At 44.3% G+C, this 16,970-nt stretch carries 13 protein-coding genes; 2 read left to right on the forward strand and 11 right to left on the reverse strand.

Features of this window, described 5'->3' with window-relative positions; translation table 11 throughout:
• Window positions 1–60: 60 nt before the first annotated feature.
• The 11 genes from GVO62_RS17355 to sdhC form a co-directional block, all read right to left on the reverse strand.
• Window positions 61–2,928, reverse strand: coding sequence for a TonB-dependent receptor (locus tag GVO62_RS17355; RefSeq protein ID WP_159120324.1), 2,868 nt, complete (start codon window positions 2,926–2,928; stop codon window positions 61–63).
• A 511-nt stretch (window positions 2,929–3,439) separates the two neighbouring features.
• Window positions 3,440–3,736 (reverse strand): sialate O-acetylesterase, encoded by a 297-nt coding sequence (locus GVO62_RS19625; protein WP_173358600.1) that lies wholly within the window; start codon window positions 3,734–3,736, stop codon window positions 3,440–3,442.
• 5 nt (window positions 3,737–3,741) lie between these two features.
• Window positions 3,742–4,347 carry a sialate O-acetylesterase gene (locus tag GVO62_RS19630; protein WP_159120326.1) on the reverse strand — a complete coding sequence of 202 codons (606 nt, stop codon included), beginning with the start codon at window positions 4,345–4,347 and terminating at the stop codon, window positions 3,742–3,744.
• A 162-nt stretch (window positions 4,348–4,509) separates the two neighbouring features.
• Window positions 4,510–5,382, reverse strand: coding sequence for a succinate--CoA ligase subunit alpha (gene sucD, locus GVO62_RS17370; protein ID WP_105931248.1), 873 nt, complete (start codon window positions 5,380–5,382; stop codon window positions 4,510–4,512).
• The gene (sucC, locus tag GVO62_RS17375; RefSeq protein ID WP_012518365.1) at window positions 5,382–6,548 is read right to left on the reverse strand and encodes an ADP-forming succinate--CoA ligase subunit beta; all 1,167 of its coding nucleotides are present in this window, start codon (window positions 6,546–6,548) and stop codon (window positions 5,382–5,384) included. The genes sucD and sucC overlap by 1 nt, the downstream gene beginning before the upstream one ends.
• A 152-nt stretch (window positions 6,549–6,700) precedes the next feature.
• Entirely contained in the window at window positions 6,701–8,203 is a 1,503-nt protein-coding gene (odhB, locus tag GVO62_RS17380) for a 2-oxoglutarate dehydrogenase complex dihydrolipoyllysine-residue succinyltransferase (protein WP_159120327.1), read from the reverse strand.
• 9 nt (window positions 8,204–8,212) lie between these two features.
• Window positions 8,213–11,032 (reverse strand): 2-oxoglutarate dehydrogenase E1 component, encoded by a 2,820-nt coding sequence (locus GVO62_RS17385; RefSeq protein WP_159120328.1) that lies wholly within the window; start codon window positions 11,030–11,032, stop codon window positions 8,213–8,215.
• Window positions 11,033–11,206: 174 nt separating this feature from the next.
• Window positions 11,207–11,917 (reverse strand): succinate dehydrogenase iron-sulfur subunit, encoded by a 711-nt coding sequence (locus GVO62_RS17390; RefSeq protein WP_012518362.1) that lies wholly within the window; start codon window positions 11,915–11,917, stop codon window positions 11,207–11,209.
• A gap of 14 nt (window positions 11,918–11,931) precedes the next feature.
• The gene (gene sdhA, locus GVO62_RS17395) at window positions 11,932–13,704 is read right to left on the reverse strand and encodes a succinate dehydrogenase flavoprotein subunit (protein WP_159120329.1); all 1,773 of its coding nucleotides are present in this window, start codon (window positions 13,702–13,704) and stop codon (window positions 11,932–11,934) included.
• Between the two features lies 1 nt (window position 13,705).
• Window positions 13,706–14,053 (reverse strand): succinate dehydrogenase, hydrophobic membrane anchor protein, encoded by a 348-nt coding sequence (gene sdhD / locus GVO62_RS17400; protein ID WP_105931245.1) that lies wholly within the window; start codon window positions 14,051–14,053, stop codon window positions 13,706–13,708.
• The gene (gene sdhC, locus GVO62_RS17405; protein ID WP_105931244.1) at window positions 14,047–14,421 is read right to left on the reverse strand and encodes a succinate dehydrogenase, cytochrome b556 subunit; all 375 of its coding nucleotides are present in this window, start codon (window positions 14,419–14,421) and stop codon (window positions 14,047–14,049) included. The genes sdhD and sdhC overlap by 7 nt, the downstream gene beginning before the upstream one ends.
• A 703-nt stretch (window positions 14,422–15,124) precedes the next feature.
• Between sdhC and GVO62_RS17410 the strand changes: the two genes are divergently transcribed.
• Together GVO62_RS17410 and GVO62_RS17415 are read left to right on the forward strand one after the other, a co-directional pair.
• Entirely contained in the window at window positions 15,125–16,402 is a 1,278-nt protein-coding gene (locus tag GVO62_RS17410; RefSeq protein ID WP_159120330.1) for a citrate synthase, read from the forward strand.
• Window positions 16,403–16,502: 100 nt separating this feature from the next.
• Window positions 16,503–16,925, forward strand: a complete 423-nt coding sequence (locus tag GVO62_RS17415; protein ID WP_159120331.1) for a DUF3429 domain-containing protein — start codon at window positions 16,503–16,505, stop codon at window positions 16,923–16,925.
• The last annotated feature ends 45 nt before the right edge of the window (window positions 16,926–16,970 follow it).

A 16,970-nucleotide genomic window follows, 5' to 3' on the forward strand; every position in this document is an offset into this window, starting at 1 on the left:
GCGTCTCATTTACAACATTCTTTATCTGCCGCTTGTTAACAACAAGCGGCAGATAGCTATTTAGAACGTGTAGTTGAAACCAAGTAGGAAGTTACGTCCGTAGCTTTGGTACTCAGTAATTTGACGACTGTCACCTGGGTTAACACGAACAGTAGGCTCGTCAGTCAGGTTTTGACCTTGAAGCGTAACACGAAGCCCTTCAAGATACTCAATTCCAGACTCACTGAAATCATAGCCAATCTGCGCATCTATCTGTTTAACACCGTTATCTTCGATAGGTGCTAGAGAAAGGCTGATGGCACGAGTTTCTGTAGCAAACGCATCACGCTTAGTTCCAGACACACGAATTTCAAAACCATTGCTTTCATAGAAAGCGGTTAGTGAGTAAGTCTCTTCAGATAAACCTGGTACCGCTTCACCATTTTCTAACTCACCATCAAGGAACGTTGCACTTGCAAACACGCCAAACCCTTCTAGTGAATCGTGGATCATGTCAAACGGTAGACTACCTTGAAGCTCCCAGCCACGTACAAACCCTTCAAGTCCATCTTCACGGAAGCTCACAATTCCGTTAAATGTACCTGGTGGTACGATATCGTTTTCATCAAGTACCTCATCACCATTGATGTCAGTTTCACCAGACGTTTGGTGGAAACCTTCAATGTAAGACTCACTAAAGTCGCCAACAGTCTGGCCTGCTACGTGCCAGTTAGTCAGGTCTTTATAGAAGAAACTAGCAGCAAAGTAACCTGAGTCTGCGAAGTAATTTTCGTAAGCAATATCAAACTGGTTCGCTTCGAGCGGTCTAAGACGTGCATTACCCGCGCTTGCAGACCATGGGCCATTAGCAACATTTGTTGAAGTAATCTGCTGGTCGTTAAAGGTAAAGCTTACTGTGTTATTCGGGCGCATGTCATCCATACGAGGACGGCTAATCACTTTCCCTAAAGCAGTACGAATAAACTGGTTCTCAGCAATTTCGAAGCTCAGGTTCAATGTTGGCAATACGTCAGTGTAAGAGTCGCCATCCGATACTGGAGTAACCGCAGTAAATCCTGTTGGTCCAGTAGTGGTGTTAAAACCAGTACCTGCTTGGTCAACATTAACAACCTGTAGCCCAAGATTACCGAATACCAGTACGTCGCCAATTTCAGTTTCAATGTCTAATTTTGCATATGCAGTTAGAATATCTTCTGAGATAGTGTAAGAGTCACCAAAGCGACCATTTTCAAATAGTTCCGCTTCTGTCTCGATGTAGTAGCCGCTTCTGTACAAACCAAGGCCATCGTATGCAATTACGCCATCGATACCAATGTGGCTTAAATCCGCTGTACCAATAGGGTTTGGAACCAGTTCTTGGTTTGGCCATTGTGGCGACGTTAAATAAGCACCGTTATTGTCTTTAGACTTTTCGCGCTCTTGATAGTTAACACCGGCAGTCAACTTAGTGAATACACCCCATTCAACAAAACCCTCAAGGTCAAGACGAACAGCATCTAGTGTCTCTTCAAAAATCGGCTCATTAACGAAACCGTCCTGTGCTGTATTAGGCCCAAAACCTTCTACGTTTCTGAAGCGCTCTACTGGAGTTAGTGAACCACCCCAAGCTTGCGGTCCAGCTAGATAGATTGAGTTAGGATCTGTTAAATCGACACCGTCCAAAGTAGGATGGTCGCTGTATACTGCACCAGTAGATGTCATTGTCCATGCGCGTGGAGTAAGCGGGCGACCGTCAATTCCTGCACGACCTACACCTGAGTAACTTTCGATATCAGTGATAGTTTTGTCCACTTCACCCATAGATATGTCTAACGTTGCTGTCCAGTTATCATTGATAACGTACTCAACATTTAGACCAAAGGTAGTAAGTTCAGCTTCTTGTTGACGAGCATCGTTTCGAATTACAGATAGAAAACCATCGTAGTAACCTGACGTTACTAGACCGTCTTCAACACCAGTGATTGTGTAAGCACCGGTTCCCCACTCTGCGCCACCTTCTTCAACGCCACGGCGTGCATCATTTTCTTCAAAATCAATGTAAAGGGCATCGAACTGAATCTTTAAATTATCTGTAGGTGCATATTCAATTACACCGGCAACAGATGTGCGTTCTAACATAGCTGAACGCGTAAATGAATCATGACCACCAAGAATCACTGTTCCTTCAGGAACTTCAACCCCTTCAGCAGCGTTCGCTGGGTTAGCATTTGCATATCCCCATCCACGGAAATACTGTTCTTGACGTGGTGATTCCATATCTGCGATGACTAACGCTACACCAAGTTTGTCGTCAGCGAATTGATCTACGTAGTTAAAAGATAAGCGATGACCTTTATTATCAAAATCAGGGTTACCGGCTTCTTCTTGGTTTGCTTCATACGTACCGTTGATTGTTACCGTTTTTTGCGCACTGAGTGGGCTAACAGTTTGAATATCAACAGTACCACCAATACCCTGAGTCATTAGGCCAGCTTCAGGTGTTTTATAAACTAAGATATTTGAAACAATTTCCGTAGGGTAAAGGTCAAACTCGACACCACGGTTATCGCCCATACCTAATAGCTCGCGACCGTTTAGCGTAGTACCCACATAGTTTTCGTTGAAACCACGAACAGAGATACCGCTAGTACGACCGTTACGGCGTTCACCAGCTAAACCTGGAAGACGAGCGATTGACTCAGCAATACTTGTGTCTGGAAGCTTACCAATGTCTTCAGCAGATAACGCTTCTACAATTGACGTGTTATCCATTTTAATTGCCTGAGCACGCTGCAGACTGCCGCGAATACCGCTTACTTGAATAACTTCAAGACTGGCTTCATCAACAGAATCAGTGTTTGCTTCTTGAGCTAGTGCAGGTGCACTACCAAACGCCATTCCGCCAGAAATAAGTGCAGCTTTAATTAGGTTGGGTTTAAATTGTTTCATAAAACGGGTGTCCCATACGGTTATAGTTGTTGTCTTTTTGTTATTCTTATGACAAGAAAATGACAATACATCATGTGGGCTAATCCTATAGAGGACACACGTCTTGCACAATTGCCTGCATACGTATTCAATAAAATTTATGCAACACAGTATTAACAAGTGCAGGATGAAAAGTAACGTAACATTACGACATATAGCCAATAAAACCGTGAAATTGTAAAATATTTATGAAATATAATTTCACATCAGGCTTTGACTGAGATGTTTTTTTGCCAAATAACGTTCGTTCGGACATGACAGCATTGTAACGCTTGCGCGAATACGAGATCATTACGTTGAGGGGCAAAATAGAGAAATTGTGGTGGCAGGGTCAGGGGCTATTTCCAGATAGCTAATGAAATACAATAAACTATAAGAGAAATATTCATAAGAGGAATAAATTTTCGAAAAACTAAACGTCGTGAAGTGCAAAGCCCCATATTATTAGCGAAATTTGGTTGTCTAATAATTACTAACGTTTAAAAGTCCTGCAGGTCTGAGCATTCTGTTTATACGATAAAGCAAAGTCCTTCCCCATTTGTATAAAACTCTTACTCGTATAGTGCCAAGGATCATCACCGTAGGTATAGGTATCAGAATTAGACATATAAGTAGCGCAGTTATCTGATTCAACAAAAAGTTGCTGTGCTAAGTGCACCCGATGGATGTAAGGCATAATATCTTCTTCGCTCATTTCGGAATCGGTGATTTTACCGATAACCACAGGCAAATCATCTTCCCTAAGTGCAGCACGGAACAAGTTCATCATAGTTGTTAATTGGTAAGGTATGCATTGGCTGACGCTTCACTTGCGTGTGCATCGGCTTCACCTTGCATCCAAATAATACCCATAGGTTTTAACGTGTCTGACTTGCCATCGCCATTGATATCACTAACCGCATAGGCGTTGTTAATTGTCTCTAGTGCAAAATCGTACTGATTGAAGCCGTTACCCTTAGTAAAATTCGGGTACCAGTTACTGTAACCTGTATTAAGTGCAAGGCCAGTTCCACCAACCGCATATTTTATAATGGCTATTTTTTTATTTGGATATTGCTGCTGTATTGCTTTGGCAAAGGTTAACTCTGCTCCGAATCGCTCTGAAAGCGTATTGCTTTTGCCATCCGATTTAAAACCTGTACCGTGGCCAGGTTTAAGTTTGTCCCACTTCCCTACGCCGCCGTTGTCTTGATTGTCGAAAACCCCATTACCATGAAAAATCATTACGTCTTGTTCTTTTACTAAGTCGCTTGGAAGTTCAGAAACGTACCCATAGCCATCCATATTGGATTGCCCCGCCATAAAAAAAGTCAGGTATTCATCAGCTATCGTTGAGCATGACAGCAGGGAAGCGAAACAAGCTAACGCAGTTTTTTTCATTAGAATTATCTTCATTTATTTGGTTGATAAAAATAGAGTACTTATAAACGTCACCTTAACAAGGTGAATACGTTTGCAAGCAATTTAAAGCAATGCGTGTTTCATACAGGTATAAAAAAGCCCGCTTAAAGCGGGCTTTTAAACGTATTAATAAGCGTTAGCTTACCAACCTGTAGTTTCGCGAAGCGCCTTGCCGATTTCAGCAAGTGAACGTACAGTCTTAACGCCTGCGTCTTCTAGTGCTTTGAATTTCTCGTCAGCAGTACCTTTACCGCCTGCGATGATTGCACCAGCGTGACCCATACGCTTGCCCGGAGGAGCAGTAACACCAGCGATGTAAGAAACAACTGGCTTAGTTACGTTCTCTTTGATAAACGCAGCCGCTTCTTCTTCTGCAGTACCGCCGATCTCACCGATCATTACGATAGCTTCAGTTTGTGGGTCATCTTGGAACATCTGAAGGATGTCGATGAAGTTTGAACCAGGAATAGGGTCGCCACCGATACCAACACAGGTAGACTGGCCAAAACCTTCGTCAGTGGTTTGCTTAACCGCTTCGTACGTAAGTGTACCAGAGCGAGAAACAATACCAACTTTACCAGGCTTGTGGATGTGACCAGGCATGATACCAATTTTACACTCTCCAGGAGTGATAACACCTGGGCAGTTTGGACCAATCATGCGAACGCCTTTAGCGTTTACGTATTCTTTAACGTAAAGCATATCTAGCGTTGGGATACCTTCAGTGATACATACGATAAGCTCGATACCCGCGTCTGCAGCTTCAACGATTGAATCTTTACAGAAAGGTGCTGGTACGTAGATAACCGTTGCAGTTGCGCCAGTTGCTTCTACCGCTTCACGTACAGTATTGAATACTGGAAGACCTAGGTGCTCAGTACCGCCTTTACCTGGTGTTACACCACCAACCATTTGCGTACCGTAAGCAATTGCTTGCTCAGAGTGGAATGTACCCTGACCGCCAGTGAAACCCTGACAAATTACTTTAGTATCTTTATTAATTAATACAGACATTATTTGCCCTCCGCTGCAGCAACAACTTTCTGCGCTGCATCAGTTAGCGATTCAGCAGCAATGATATCTAGACCAGAGTTCGCTAGAACTTCACGGCCAAGCTCTGCATTGGTACCTTCAAGACGTACAACAACAGGTACTTCTACGCCAACTTCTTTAACCGCACCGATAATACCTTCTGCAATCATGTCACAGCGTACAATACCGCCGAAAATGTTAACCAATACGGCTTTAACATTGTCATCAGAAAGAATGATTTTGAATGCTTCAGCTACACGTTCTTTGGTCGCGCCGCCACCAACATCTAGGAAGTTAGCTGGCTTACCGCCGTGTAGGTTTACGATGTCCATGGTACCCATTGCTAGGCCTGCACCGTTAACCATACAACCTACGTTACCGTCTAGCGCTACGTAGTTTAGTTCCCACTGAGCTGCGTGAGCTTCACGCGCATCTTCTTGTGAAGGATCCTGCATATCTTTCAGCTTAGGCTGACGATATAGTGCGTTACCATCGATACCTACTTTTGCATCTAAGCAGTGTAGGTTACCGTCAGTTTTGATAACTAGCGGATTAATTTCGATAAGCGCAACGTCAAGCTCTTCAAACATCTTAGCTAGGCCAAGGAAGATTTGAGTGAATTGCTTAATTTGAACGCCAGAAAGACCTAGAGCAAACGCCATTTCGCGTGCTTGATAAGGCTGAGGACCTACGATTGGGTCGATTTCAGCTTTAAGAATTTTCTCTGGTGTTTCTTCTGCAACAGTTTCAATCTCAACGCCACCTTCAGTAGAAGCCATAAATACAACGCGACGGGTTGTACGGTCAACTACTGCACCAAGGTAAAGCTCGTTTGCGATATCTGTGCAAGATTCAACTAGGATTTTGCTCACAGGCTGACCGTTTTCGTCAGTCTGGAAAGTCACCAAATTTTTGCCTAGCCAGTTTTCAGCGAAAGCGCGAATGTCGTCTTTGTTTTTAACTAGCTTTACACCGCCAGCTTTACCGCGACCGCCCGCGTGTACCTGACACTTAACTACCCACTCTTCACCGCCGATGCGGTCAGCCGCTTCTACAGCACCTTGAGCAGTGTCTGCTGCGTATCCTTCAGAAACAGGCAAGCCGTATTCTTTGAATAGCTGCTTACCTTGGTATTCATGCAAATTCATGGTGTTTCTATCCGATTTTTAGTAAGACAAAAGCCGCAAGTGCGACTTGATTAGTTTGACTGATATTATAGGGAAAATATCAGCGTTGCGTTAGGCGCCAAGCTAGCATACACAAGCTAAGCACCTAACCACAATTCCGTGAGACGAAAGTCTTACACGTCTAGAAGTAGACGTGTTGGATCTTCAAGCATCTCTTTAACGGTTACCAAGAACCCTACTGATTCTTTACCATCGATAATACGGTGGTCATAAGAAAGTGCTAGGTACATCATTGGTAGAATTTCTACTTTACCATTAACAGCCATTGGACGATCTTGGATCTTGTGCATACCAAGAATTGCGCTCTGTGGCGGGTTAATGATTGGTGTAGACATTAGTGAACCAAACACACCACCGTTGGTAATAGTGAAGTTACCACCTTGTAGTTCAGCCAGTGACAACTTACCGTCACGACCTTTAAGTGCTAGTTCTTTAATTCCTTTTTCAACACCCGCCATTCCCAGTGTATCAGTATCTTTAAGTACTGGAGTCACTAGACCGCGTGGTGTAGAAACAGCAATCGATACGTCAAAGTAGTTGTGATAAACGATGTCATCACCGTCGATAGACGCATTAACTTCAGGGAAACGCTTAAGCGCTTCAGTTACCGCTTTCACGTAGAAAGACATGAAACCAAGACGAATACCGTGACGCTTTTCGAAGCTGTCTTGATACTGCTTACGAAGATCCATGATTGGCTTCATGTTCACTTCGTTAAACGTAGTAAGCATTGCTGTAGAGTTTTTCGCCTCAAGAAGACGATTAGCAATCGTCTTACGAAGACGGGTCATAGGAACGCGCTTCTCTGTGCGGTTGCCGGTTGGCAACTCTGCAGGTACAGATTCAGAAGCCGCAGGCGCTGCCTTCGCTGAACTATCACCACCTTTAAGGTACTTTTCTACATCTTCTTTAGTGATACGTCCGTTTTTGCCCGTACCCTTAACTTTAGACGCATCTACGCCTTTCTCAGCTAGTAGACGACGTACAGATGGGCTAAGCGCATCGCTGCTGTCATCGCTCTCTTCTGAAGCCGCTGGAGCAGAAGCGCCGCTTGCAGCACCTTCTACAAATTTTGCAATAACTTCTTCAGCAGTAACCGTTGCACCTTCTTCGGCAATGATTTCAGCAAGAGAACCGTCAGCTGGAGCAACAACTTCAAGTACGACTTTGTCAGTTTCAATATCAACCAAGTTTTGGTCGCGAGAAACGGCTTCACCTACCGCTACATGCCACGTTGCAATTGTCGCGTCAGCCACTGATTCTGGAAGTACTGGAACTTTTACGTCAGAGGTTTTGCCAGAAGCCGCAGGCGCTGCATCTGATTTAGAATCTTCGTCTTTTTTGCTTTCTGTTTTAGCTTCAGACGATGCAGCTGCACCACCCTTTTCTAGTTTAGCAATAACTTGCTCACCTAAAACAGTTGCACCCTCTTCGTTTAGGATCTCACCAATTGTACCGTCCGCTGGCGCCACAACTTCTAAAACTACTTTATCAGTTTCAATATCAACCAGGTTCTGGTCTCGTTTAACTGCGTCACCGGCCTTTACGTGCCAGGTTGCAATGGTGGCATCGGCAACTGACTCAGGTAGAACCGGAACTTTTATCTCAATTGTCATTACTGTTCCTTATTTAATTGTGAGTGCGTTTTCAACCAGGGCTTTTTGTTGCTGGTTGTGAACGGATACATAACCTACTGCAGGTGACGAGGATGCATCACGGCCTGCATATGTTAATTTTGCACCATCTGGAATTGCTTGCCAGAAGTGGTGTTGGCTACAGTACCAAGCGCCTTGGTTTTGAGGCTCTTCTTGACACCAAACCCAATCTTTTACGTGGCTGTATTGTGCCACAACTTTAGCGCATTCTTCTTGTGGGAATGGGTAAAGTTGCTCCAAACGGACGATTGCGACGTCTGTTTGCTCATTTTTACGGCGCTGGTCTAGTAAATCGTAATAAACCTTGCCCGAACACATTACAACGCGCTTAACGCCTTTCGGATCGATATCATCAATTTCATCAATTACGTTGTGGAATTTACCCTCTGCTAGTTCTTCAAGTGAAGATACCGCTAAAGGATGACGTAATAGTGACTTAGGCGACATTACGATGAGTGGCTTACGCATCGGGCGTACCACTTGGCGACGAAGCATGTTGTAAACCTGTGCAGGTGTAGACGGTACACACACTTGCCAGTTGTGGTCAGCACACATTTGAAGGAAACGTTCAAGACGTGCAGAGCTATGTTCTGGGCCTTGACCTTCGTAGCCATGAGGAAGCAATACTGTTAGACCACACAGACGACCCCATTTCGCTTCACCTGAACTTAGGAATTGGTCGAATACTACCTGCGCACCGTTAGCGAAGTCACCAAACTGAGCTTCCCAAATGGTCAAACACGTAGGCTCAGCCGTTGCGTAACCATATTCGAAGGCCATTACGGCTTCTTCTGAAAGCACAGAGTCGTAGATTTCAATTTCACCCTGCCCCTCGCGAATATGCTGTAAAGGCATATAAGTAGAAGCATCTTTTTGGTTGTGCAGTACAGCGTGGCGATGGAAGAACGTGCCACGTCCAGAATCCTGACCTGTAATACGAATATCTTCACCTGCATCAACGATTGTTGCATAGGCTAAGTTTTCAGCCATACCCCAATCAAGTTTCTTCTCGCCGGCAACCATTGCTTTACGGTCTTGATAGAGCTTATTAACACGTGACTGTAGTTTGTGCTCTTCCGGAATGGTGGTGATTGATTCACCTAGCTCTTTAAGCTTTTCAACTGAAAGCGCACCGTCGTATGGCGTATCCCAGTCATGACCAAGGTAAGGAGACCAGTCTACACTATGCTCAGTCATTGGGCGCCACTCTTCTACCACGCATGCGCCATGGTCGAGTGCTTCACGGTATTCTTCAAGATAGCGGTCCGCGTCACGTTGCTCAATTACGCCTTCGGCTATTAGCTGGTCGGCATAAATTGCACGTGGCACAGGGTGCTTTTTAATTTTTTGGTACATCAACGGCTGCGTAGCATTTGGCTCATCCGCTTCGTTGTGACCATGACGACGGTAACAAACTAGGTCAATTACTACGTCTTTCTTAAACTTATTACGGTATTCAAGGGCTAGCTGTGTAACAAACGCAACGGCTTCTGGGTCGTCTGAATTCACATGAAAAATAGGTGCCTGAACCATTTTTGCAATGTCAGTACAGTATTGGGTCGAACGAGTATCTTCCGTTTTCGACGTAGTGAAACCAACTTGGTTGTTTACCACAATACGAACTGTACCACCCACAGCAAAACCGCGAGTTTGTGACATGTTAAAGGTTTCTTGAACCACGCCCTGACCTGCGATAGCAGAGTCACCGTGTATTGTAATAGGCAGTACGGTGTTAGTGTCGTTATTGCGACGAGCCAATCGTGCACGCACAGAGCCCATAACTACAGGGTTAACAATTTCAAGGTGAGACGGATTAAACGCTAGTGCTAGGTGAACATTGCCGCCTGGCGTAGCGAAATCTGAAGAGAAACCTGCGTGGTATTTTACGTCACCCGCGCCTAGCGAGTCGTCGTGTTTACCAGAGAACTCGTCAAACAGCACTGATGGATTTTTACCCAATACGTTTACTAGCACATTAAGACGGCCACGGTGAGCCATACCGACAACTACTTCTTTGGTACCTGCTGTGCCCGCTTTGGTGATAAGCCCTTTAAGCATTGGAATTAGTGCATCGCCACCTTCTAACGAGAAACGCTTAGCACCTGGGAATTTAGAACCCAAATATTTTTCCATGCCGTCAGCAGCAGTCAACCCTTTAAGAATCGCTAATTTTTCATCGCGAGAAATTTCGGGTTTTGCCTGAACAGACTCAATCTTTTGCTGTAACCAGCGTTTTTGTTCTGTATCGGTGATGTGCATATATTCAGCACCGATAGAACCACAGTATGTACGGTTAAGTGATTTGAACAATTCACCTAACGGCATAGATTCCTTGCCTATAGCATATGAACCTACGTTGAAAACGGTATCAAAATCGTTTTCAGAAAGACTATGATGAGAAAGTTCTAAATCGCGAACACGCTCTTGTTGCCAAAGACCAAGTGGATCTAAGTTTGCGTGTTGATGACCGCGGAAGCGAAATGCATTGATTAACTGGAGAACTTTAACTTGCCTGTCGTCTGACACATTCGCAGAAGGCACTGAAGGACTAGACATACGGGCTGTTGGCCCTAACGCAGCAAGTTGCCTAAATTGATTCTTAATAGTTGTATGATTAGTTTCTAACTCTACGCCATCGACTTTGGGGAGGTTATCGAAGATTTGTCGCCAATTTTCAGAGACACTTTGCGGGTCTTCTAAATAGGTTTCATACAACTCTTCAACATAGGCAGCGTTGGCACCTGCCATGTGCGAGGAATCCCACCACGCTTTCATCACGCTTTCTTGCATTTAATTTGCCTTGCTACGTTTTATAAAATCTAGTTAACAATCAAGATGTATTATAAGGTTATTCTCAGCATAACCAAGTGTTATAACGGAGAATATATAAAAAAATAGCCATCCTAAGTGGATGGCTATTTAGCTTATCGCATCTATAACTTAAAAAGTTATCAGACTATAGTACTAAACAGCCCGTTGTAAAAGCATAGACTTAATTTGGCCTATCGCTTTCGTCGGGTTCAAGCCCTTAGGACATACACTTACACAGTTCATGATACCGTGGCAGCGGAATACGCTGAATGCATCATCAAGGTCGTTAAGACGCTCTTCAGTTGCAGTGTCACGGCTATCGATTAGGAAACGGTAAGCATGTAGTAGACCGGCTGGACCGATGAACTTGTCAGGGTTCCACCAGAATGATGGGCATGACGTTGAACAACAGGCACATAAAATACACTCGTAAAGACCATCAAGCTTTGCACGCTCTTCTGGCGACTGCAAATGCTCACGCGCTGGCGGCTGCTTGCTGTCGTTAATCAAGAACGGCTTGATTTTTTCGTACTGTGTATAGAACTGCGTCATGTCAACAACAAGGTCGCGCACTACTGGCAGACCTGGAAGTGGACGAACTACTATTTTGCCTTTGCCCAGTGCAGAAAGCGGAGTGATACACGCCAGGCCGTTTTTGCCGTTCATGTTCACACCGTCTGAACCACATACACCTTCACGGCACGAGCGACGGAAAGAAAGCGTCGGATCTTGCTCTTTAAGTGCAAGTAGCGCGTCTAGCACCATCATGTCTTGACCTTCCTCTACTTCTAGAGTGTAGTCTTGCATGCGAGGCTTCGCATCTACTTCTGGGTTGTAACGATAAATCGAAAAAGTTAATTGCATGATCGTTGCCTCTCTTAATATGAACGCACTTTAGGCGGGAATGCTTCCCTAAGCTTAGGCGCCATATTCACTTCACGTTTAAGCATTTTATCAGTGTTCGGATCGTAGATGCTGTGGCATAACCAGTTGTCATCGTCACGGTCCGGGAAGTCGAAGCGGCTGTGTGCACCACGGCTTTCCGTTCTGAAGTTCGCTGCTACTGCTGTGCTGTACGCGGTTTCCATTAGGTTATCAAGCTCTAAACATTCAATACGCTGTGTATTGAAGTCTGCGCTCTTGTCGTCTAGGCGTGCATGGTTAAGACGCTCGCGGATCTCGCCAAGCTCTTTAAGACCATCAGCCATTGCTTCACCTTCACGGAATACTGAGAAGTTAAGCTGCATGCATTTCTGCAAGTCTTTCTTAATTTGTACTGGGTCTTCGCCCTTACCTTTCTCTGAATTTTCCCAACGATTGAAACGCGTCATCGAAGCTTCAAGATCAGACTCAGATGCGTCACGTGTTGGTGCCATTTCAGATAGTGTTTTGCCAAGGTGTAAACCAGTCGCACGACCGAATACAACAAGGTCAAGTAGTGAATTACCGCCAAGACGGTTAGCACCGTGTACAGATACACAAGCAATTTCACCACAAGCAAACAAACCATTAACGACTTTATCGTTACCGTTTTCGTCAACTGTTAGACATTGGCCATCAACGTTTGTTGGAATACCACCCATCATGTAGTGACAGGTTGGAATTACAGGAATAGGCTCTTTCACTGGGTCGACGTGCGCGAACGTACGTGACAGCTCAAGGATACCAGGTAGACGAGATTCAAGAACGTCTTTGCCTAGGTGGTCAAGCTTAAGTTTAATGTGAGTGCCCCATGGACCTTCACAACCACGACCTTCACGGATTTCAGTCATCATTGAGCGAGCAACAACGTCACGACCAGCAAGGTCTTTTGCGTTAGGTGCATAACGTTCCATGAAGCGTTCGCCGTCTTTGTTAAGAAGGTAACCACCCTCACCACGACAGCCCTCAGTAACCAATGTACCCGCGCCAGCTATACCCGTTGGGTGAAACTGCCACATTTCCATATCCTGAACCGCAACACCAGCACGAAGAGCCATACCAACACCGTCACCGGTATTAATGTGTGCGTTTGTCGTTGAAGCGTAAATACGACCCGCACCGCCTGTAGCAAGAACAACTGCGCGAGACTTAAAGTAAACAACTTCACCAGACTCGATATCGATTGCGGTACAACCAACCACGTCACCGTCTTGGTTTTTTACTAGGTCAAGTGCATACCACTCTGAGAATACTTTTGTTTTGTTCTTTACGTTTTGCTGGTAAAGAAGGTGTAGGAGCGCGTGGCCAGTACGGTCAGCCGCAGCTGCTGTACGAGCGCCCTGCTCACCACCAAAGTTCTTTGACTGGCCGCCAAAAGGACGTTGGTAAATTTTGCCATTTTCAAAACGAGAGAATGGTAGACCCATGTTCTCCATTTCGATAATAGCTTCTGGACCAGTCTTACACATATATTCAATCGCGTCTTGGTCGCCGATATAATCAGAACCTTTAACGGTGTCATACATGTGCCATTCCCAGTTATCCTCGTGTGAATTACCAAGTGCTACGGTAATACCACCCTGTGCTGACACAGTGTGAGAACGGGTTGGAAATACTTTAGATAACAGTGCGCATGATTTACCAGATTGTGAAATCTGCAGTGCCGCGCGCATACCTGCTCCGCCAGCACCAATTACTACTGCATCAAACTCGTGAACGGGTAAACTCATTTTACACTCCCCACAGTACGAATAGGCCAACAGCTACATAGCCGAATGCGATGATATTTAGTATATATTGTAGTCCAGCGCGCAGACCTGCTGATTTAACATAGTCTGTAAGCACCTGCCATAGGCCGATGCGCACGTGGATCATCACTGCTACTAGTGCTGCCAATGTGAAAACTTTCATAGCTAGGCCAGAGAATAACCCTCGCCATTCAACAAACGTCAAATTGTCTGTGGTGATAAAAAACCACGCCATGAAAACCGAGTACGCGAAAATTATTGCTGCTGTTGCGCGAAGAGAGACGTAGTCTTGTACGCCGTCACGCTTAATGCTTGCTTGGTTGGTTACCATAATGCAACTCCCAATACTACGGTCAATACAACCCAAAGCGCGATTACTGCTTTCGCACTCGTGTTGCCCGACTCTAATTCTTCCCAGTGACCTAAATCCATAACAACGTGTCTTAGGCCGCCTAGAATGTGATACGTCAGCGCTGAGGCTGTGCCAATCGCGACAAATTTTCCAAGGAAACCGTCCATGATTGCTTGTACGTTCGCAAAACCTTCAGACGAATGAACAGAAACTGCCCATGCCCAAATGACAAATAGTAGCGCGAAAAACATTGCAACACCGGTAACACGATGGAGAATTGACGAAATAGCAGAGGGCGGAAATTTAATAGTATTGAGTTCTAAATTTACTGGTCTTTGCTTTTTCACAATGTATGCCTGTTTAATCCGTAGGGGATAATGAATTTCTTACCTTTTTTATGTCCTGAGTAAGTAAATTCGATTTTTAACCTGTTAATTGCCTCATCCACTGAGTTGTTAACAATTTGTGAATTATTCTTTAATGCTTGTAACAGAATAAATATTCTGACGTTCAAGCACCGCTGAGTATATCCAGCGTAGTATATAATTACAATTTTTTGTGCCGTAGTAAGACTTTAGTCGCTATACACACATTTTTGATAATTATTTAGTATTAAAAGAGATCAAAATTGGATGCAACACGTTTAAACGAGCGCAATTACAGTGTCATAAGTTTATCAGTAGCCTTTCGGAATAACTATGTATATCAATGGCAAATTAAGCACTTTTAATCTGAATGCGTATTTATTCAACGTTGGAAGGTTACTTTTTAATCTAAGCTGTTAATATAATTATCGATCGGTGGTTTACCTTTTGTGAAAAGCCATTGATAATTGCGATGTATCGGGCAAAGTGACAATCCATAAAGTTAATTAATCGTTATCTGATTGCTAGTATTCTTTTAAGCAATTTGGAATATTTATTGTGCAAATATGCAATTAAATTGACTTGTTGGTACATAATAAAGTACAAATACGCCCACTTTTCCCAACGAAGCGGATATTTTCGTCCGTTTTCGCTGCAAACAGAACCATTCTGAGGAGAGCATTTTATGGCAGATCAGAAAGCCATTCTTAAAGCCGGCGGTAAGGAAATCGAACTTCCTATCTTGTCTGGCACCGAAGGACAAGATGTAATCGATGTCCGTACGTTAGGCCAACACGGTTATTTCACGTACGACCCTGGTTTTATGGCGACAGGATCTTGCGAGTCTTCAATTACGTATATTGACGGCGCTCAAGGTGTGTTATTACACCGCGGTTTCCCAATCGAAGAACTAGCGCGTGACGCAGACTACCTAGAAGTTTGTCACATGCTACTTCACGGTGACGCACCGACTAAAGAACAGTACGAAGAGTTCAAAGAGACAATCACACGTCACACCATGGTTCACGAACAAATAAACATGTTCTTCCACGGTTTCCGTAACGACGCACACCCTATGGCTATGCTATGCGGTACAGTTGGTGCAATGTCTTCTTTCTATCACAGCGACTTGGACGTATCAAATGAAGAGCAGCGTGTTCGCAGTGCCCATCGTTTAATCGCTAAGATGCCAACTTTGGTTGCAATGTGCTATAAGTACAACGTAGGTCAGCCATTCGTGTATCCGCGCAACGACTTAAGCTATGCAGCTAACTTCCTGAACATGATGTTCTCTGTACCAGCAGAAGAATATCAAATCAGCCCAGCTGTTGAGCGCGCGATGGACCGTATCTTTACGCTACACGCAGACCACGAACAGAATGCTTCAACGTCTACCGTTCGTCTTGCCGGTTCTTCTGGTGCGAACCCATATGCATGTATTTCTGCTGGTGTTGCTTCACTTTGGGGTCCTGCTCATGGTGGTGCAAACGAAGCATGTCTGAACATGCTAGAAGAAATTGGCACAGTTGATCGTATTCCTGAGTTTATTGCACGCGCTAAAGACAAGAATGACCCATTCCGTCTTATGGGCTTCGGTCACCGTGTTTATAAGAACCACGATCCACGTGCAACAGTAATGCGTGAAAGCTGTCACGAAGTATTAAGCGAGCTTAACGTAAAAGATCCACTACTAGAAGTAGCGATGGAACTAGAAAAGATTGCGTTGAGTGACCCGTACTTTGCAGAGAAGAAACTGTTCCCGAACGTTGACTTCTATTCAGGTATCGTACTTAAAGCGATTGGTATTCCTACCAATATGTTCACGTGTATCTTCGCCCTGTCTCGCACAGTAGGCTGGATTTCACACTGGCACGAAATGATGAGCGACCCTAAACAAAAAATTGGTCGTCCTCGTCAGCTTTATACTGGTCACAACCAGCGTAAATACACGCCAATTAAGTAGTTAGTCAGAAAATACTGAACTAAGAGCTACATGTATCAGTAGAAATAGCGCCTTCACGGCGCTATTTTTGTTTTAACCATTTTATTTTCAAGGAACATCAATGCCCTACTCTGCAGTTTTTCTAGGTATTGCAGGCCTTATTCCTTTTGTAGCGATGCCTCTGGCATATCAACTTAACCTGTTATCGATAACACAAAGTGCGGTTTACTTTGTGCAATATTCTGCTGTGCTGCTTTCATTTTTTGGCGGCATCCACTGGTGGGACGCAATAAGCAACCAACGTTACGATAAACAAATGTTGATCGCTATGTTACCGACTATTATTGGTTGGCTGTGTTTGGTGTTCTCACATGATGTGAAAGTTTTTGGCGTATTGTCGCTTAGCTACGTAGCGGTATTAATCTATGACAAGTTCACTCTTAGCCTGCCTAAAGAACAGGTCGTTAGTTATATTAGTTTGAGAATGGGATTAACGAGCGTAGTCGTTGTCTGCCACGCATGGATGATTTATTTGCTTGTATAGAACAGAAAAATGTTTGTGGTCCTTGTTTATTTCAAACTAGTAGCA

Source organism: Alteromonas sp. KUL150 (assembly GCF_009811475.1).
In the GTDB taxonomy this organism is placed as follows: domain Bacteria; phylum Pseudomonadota; class Gammaproteobacteria; order Enterobacterales; family Alteromonadaceae; genus Alteromonas; species Alteromonas gracilis.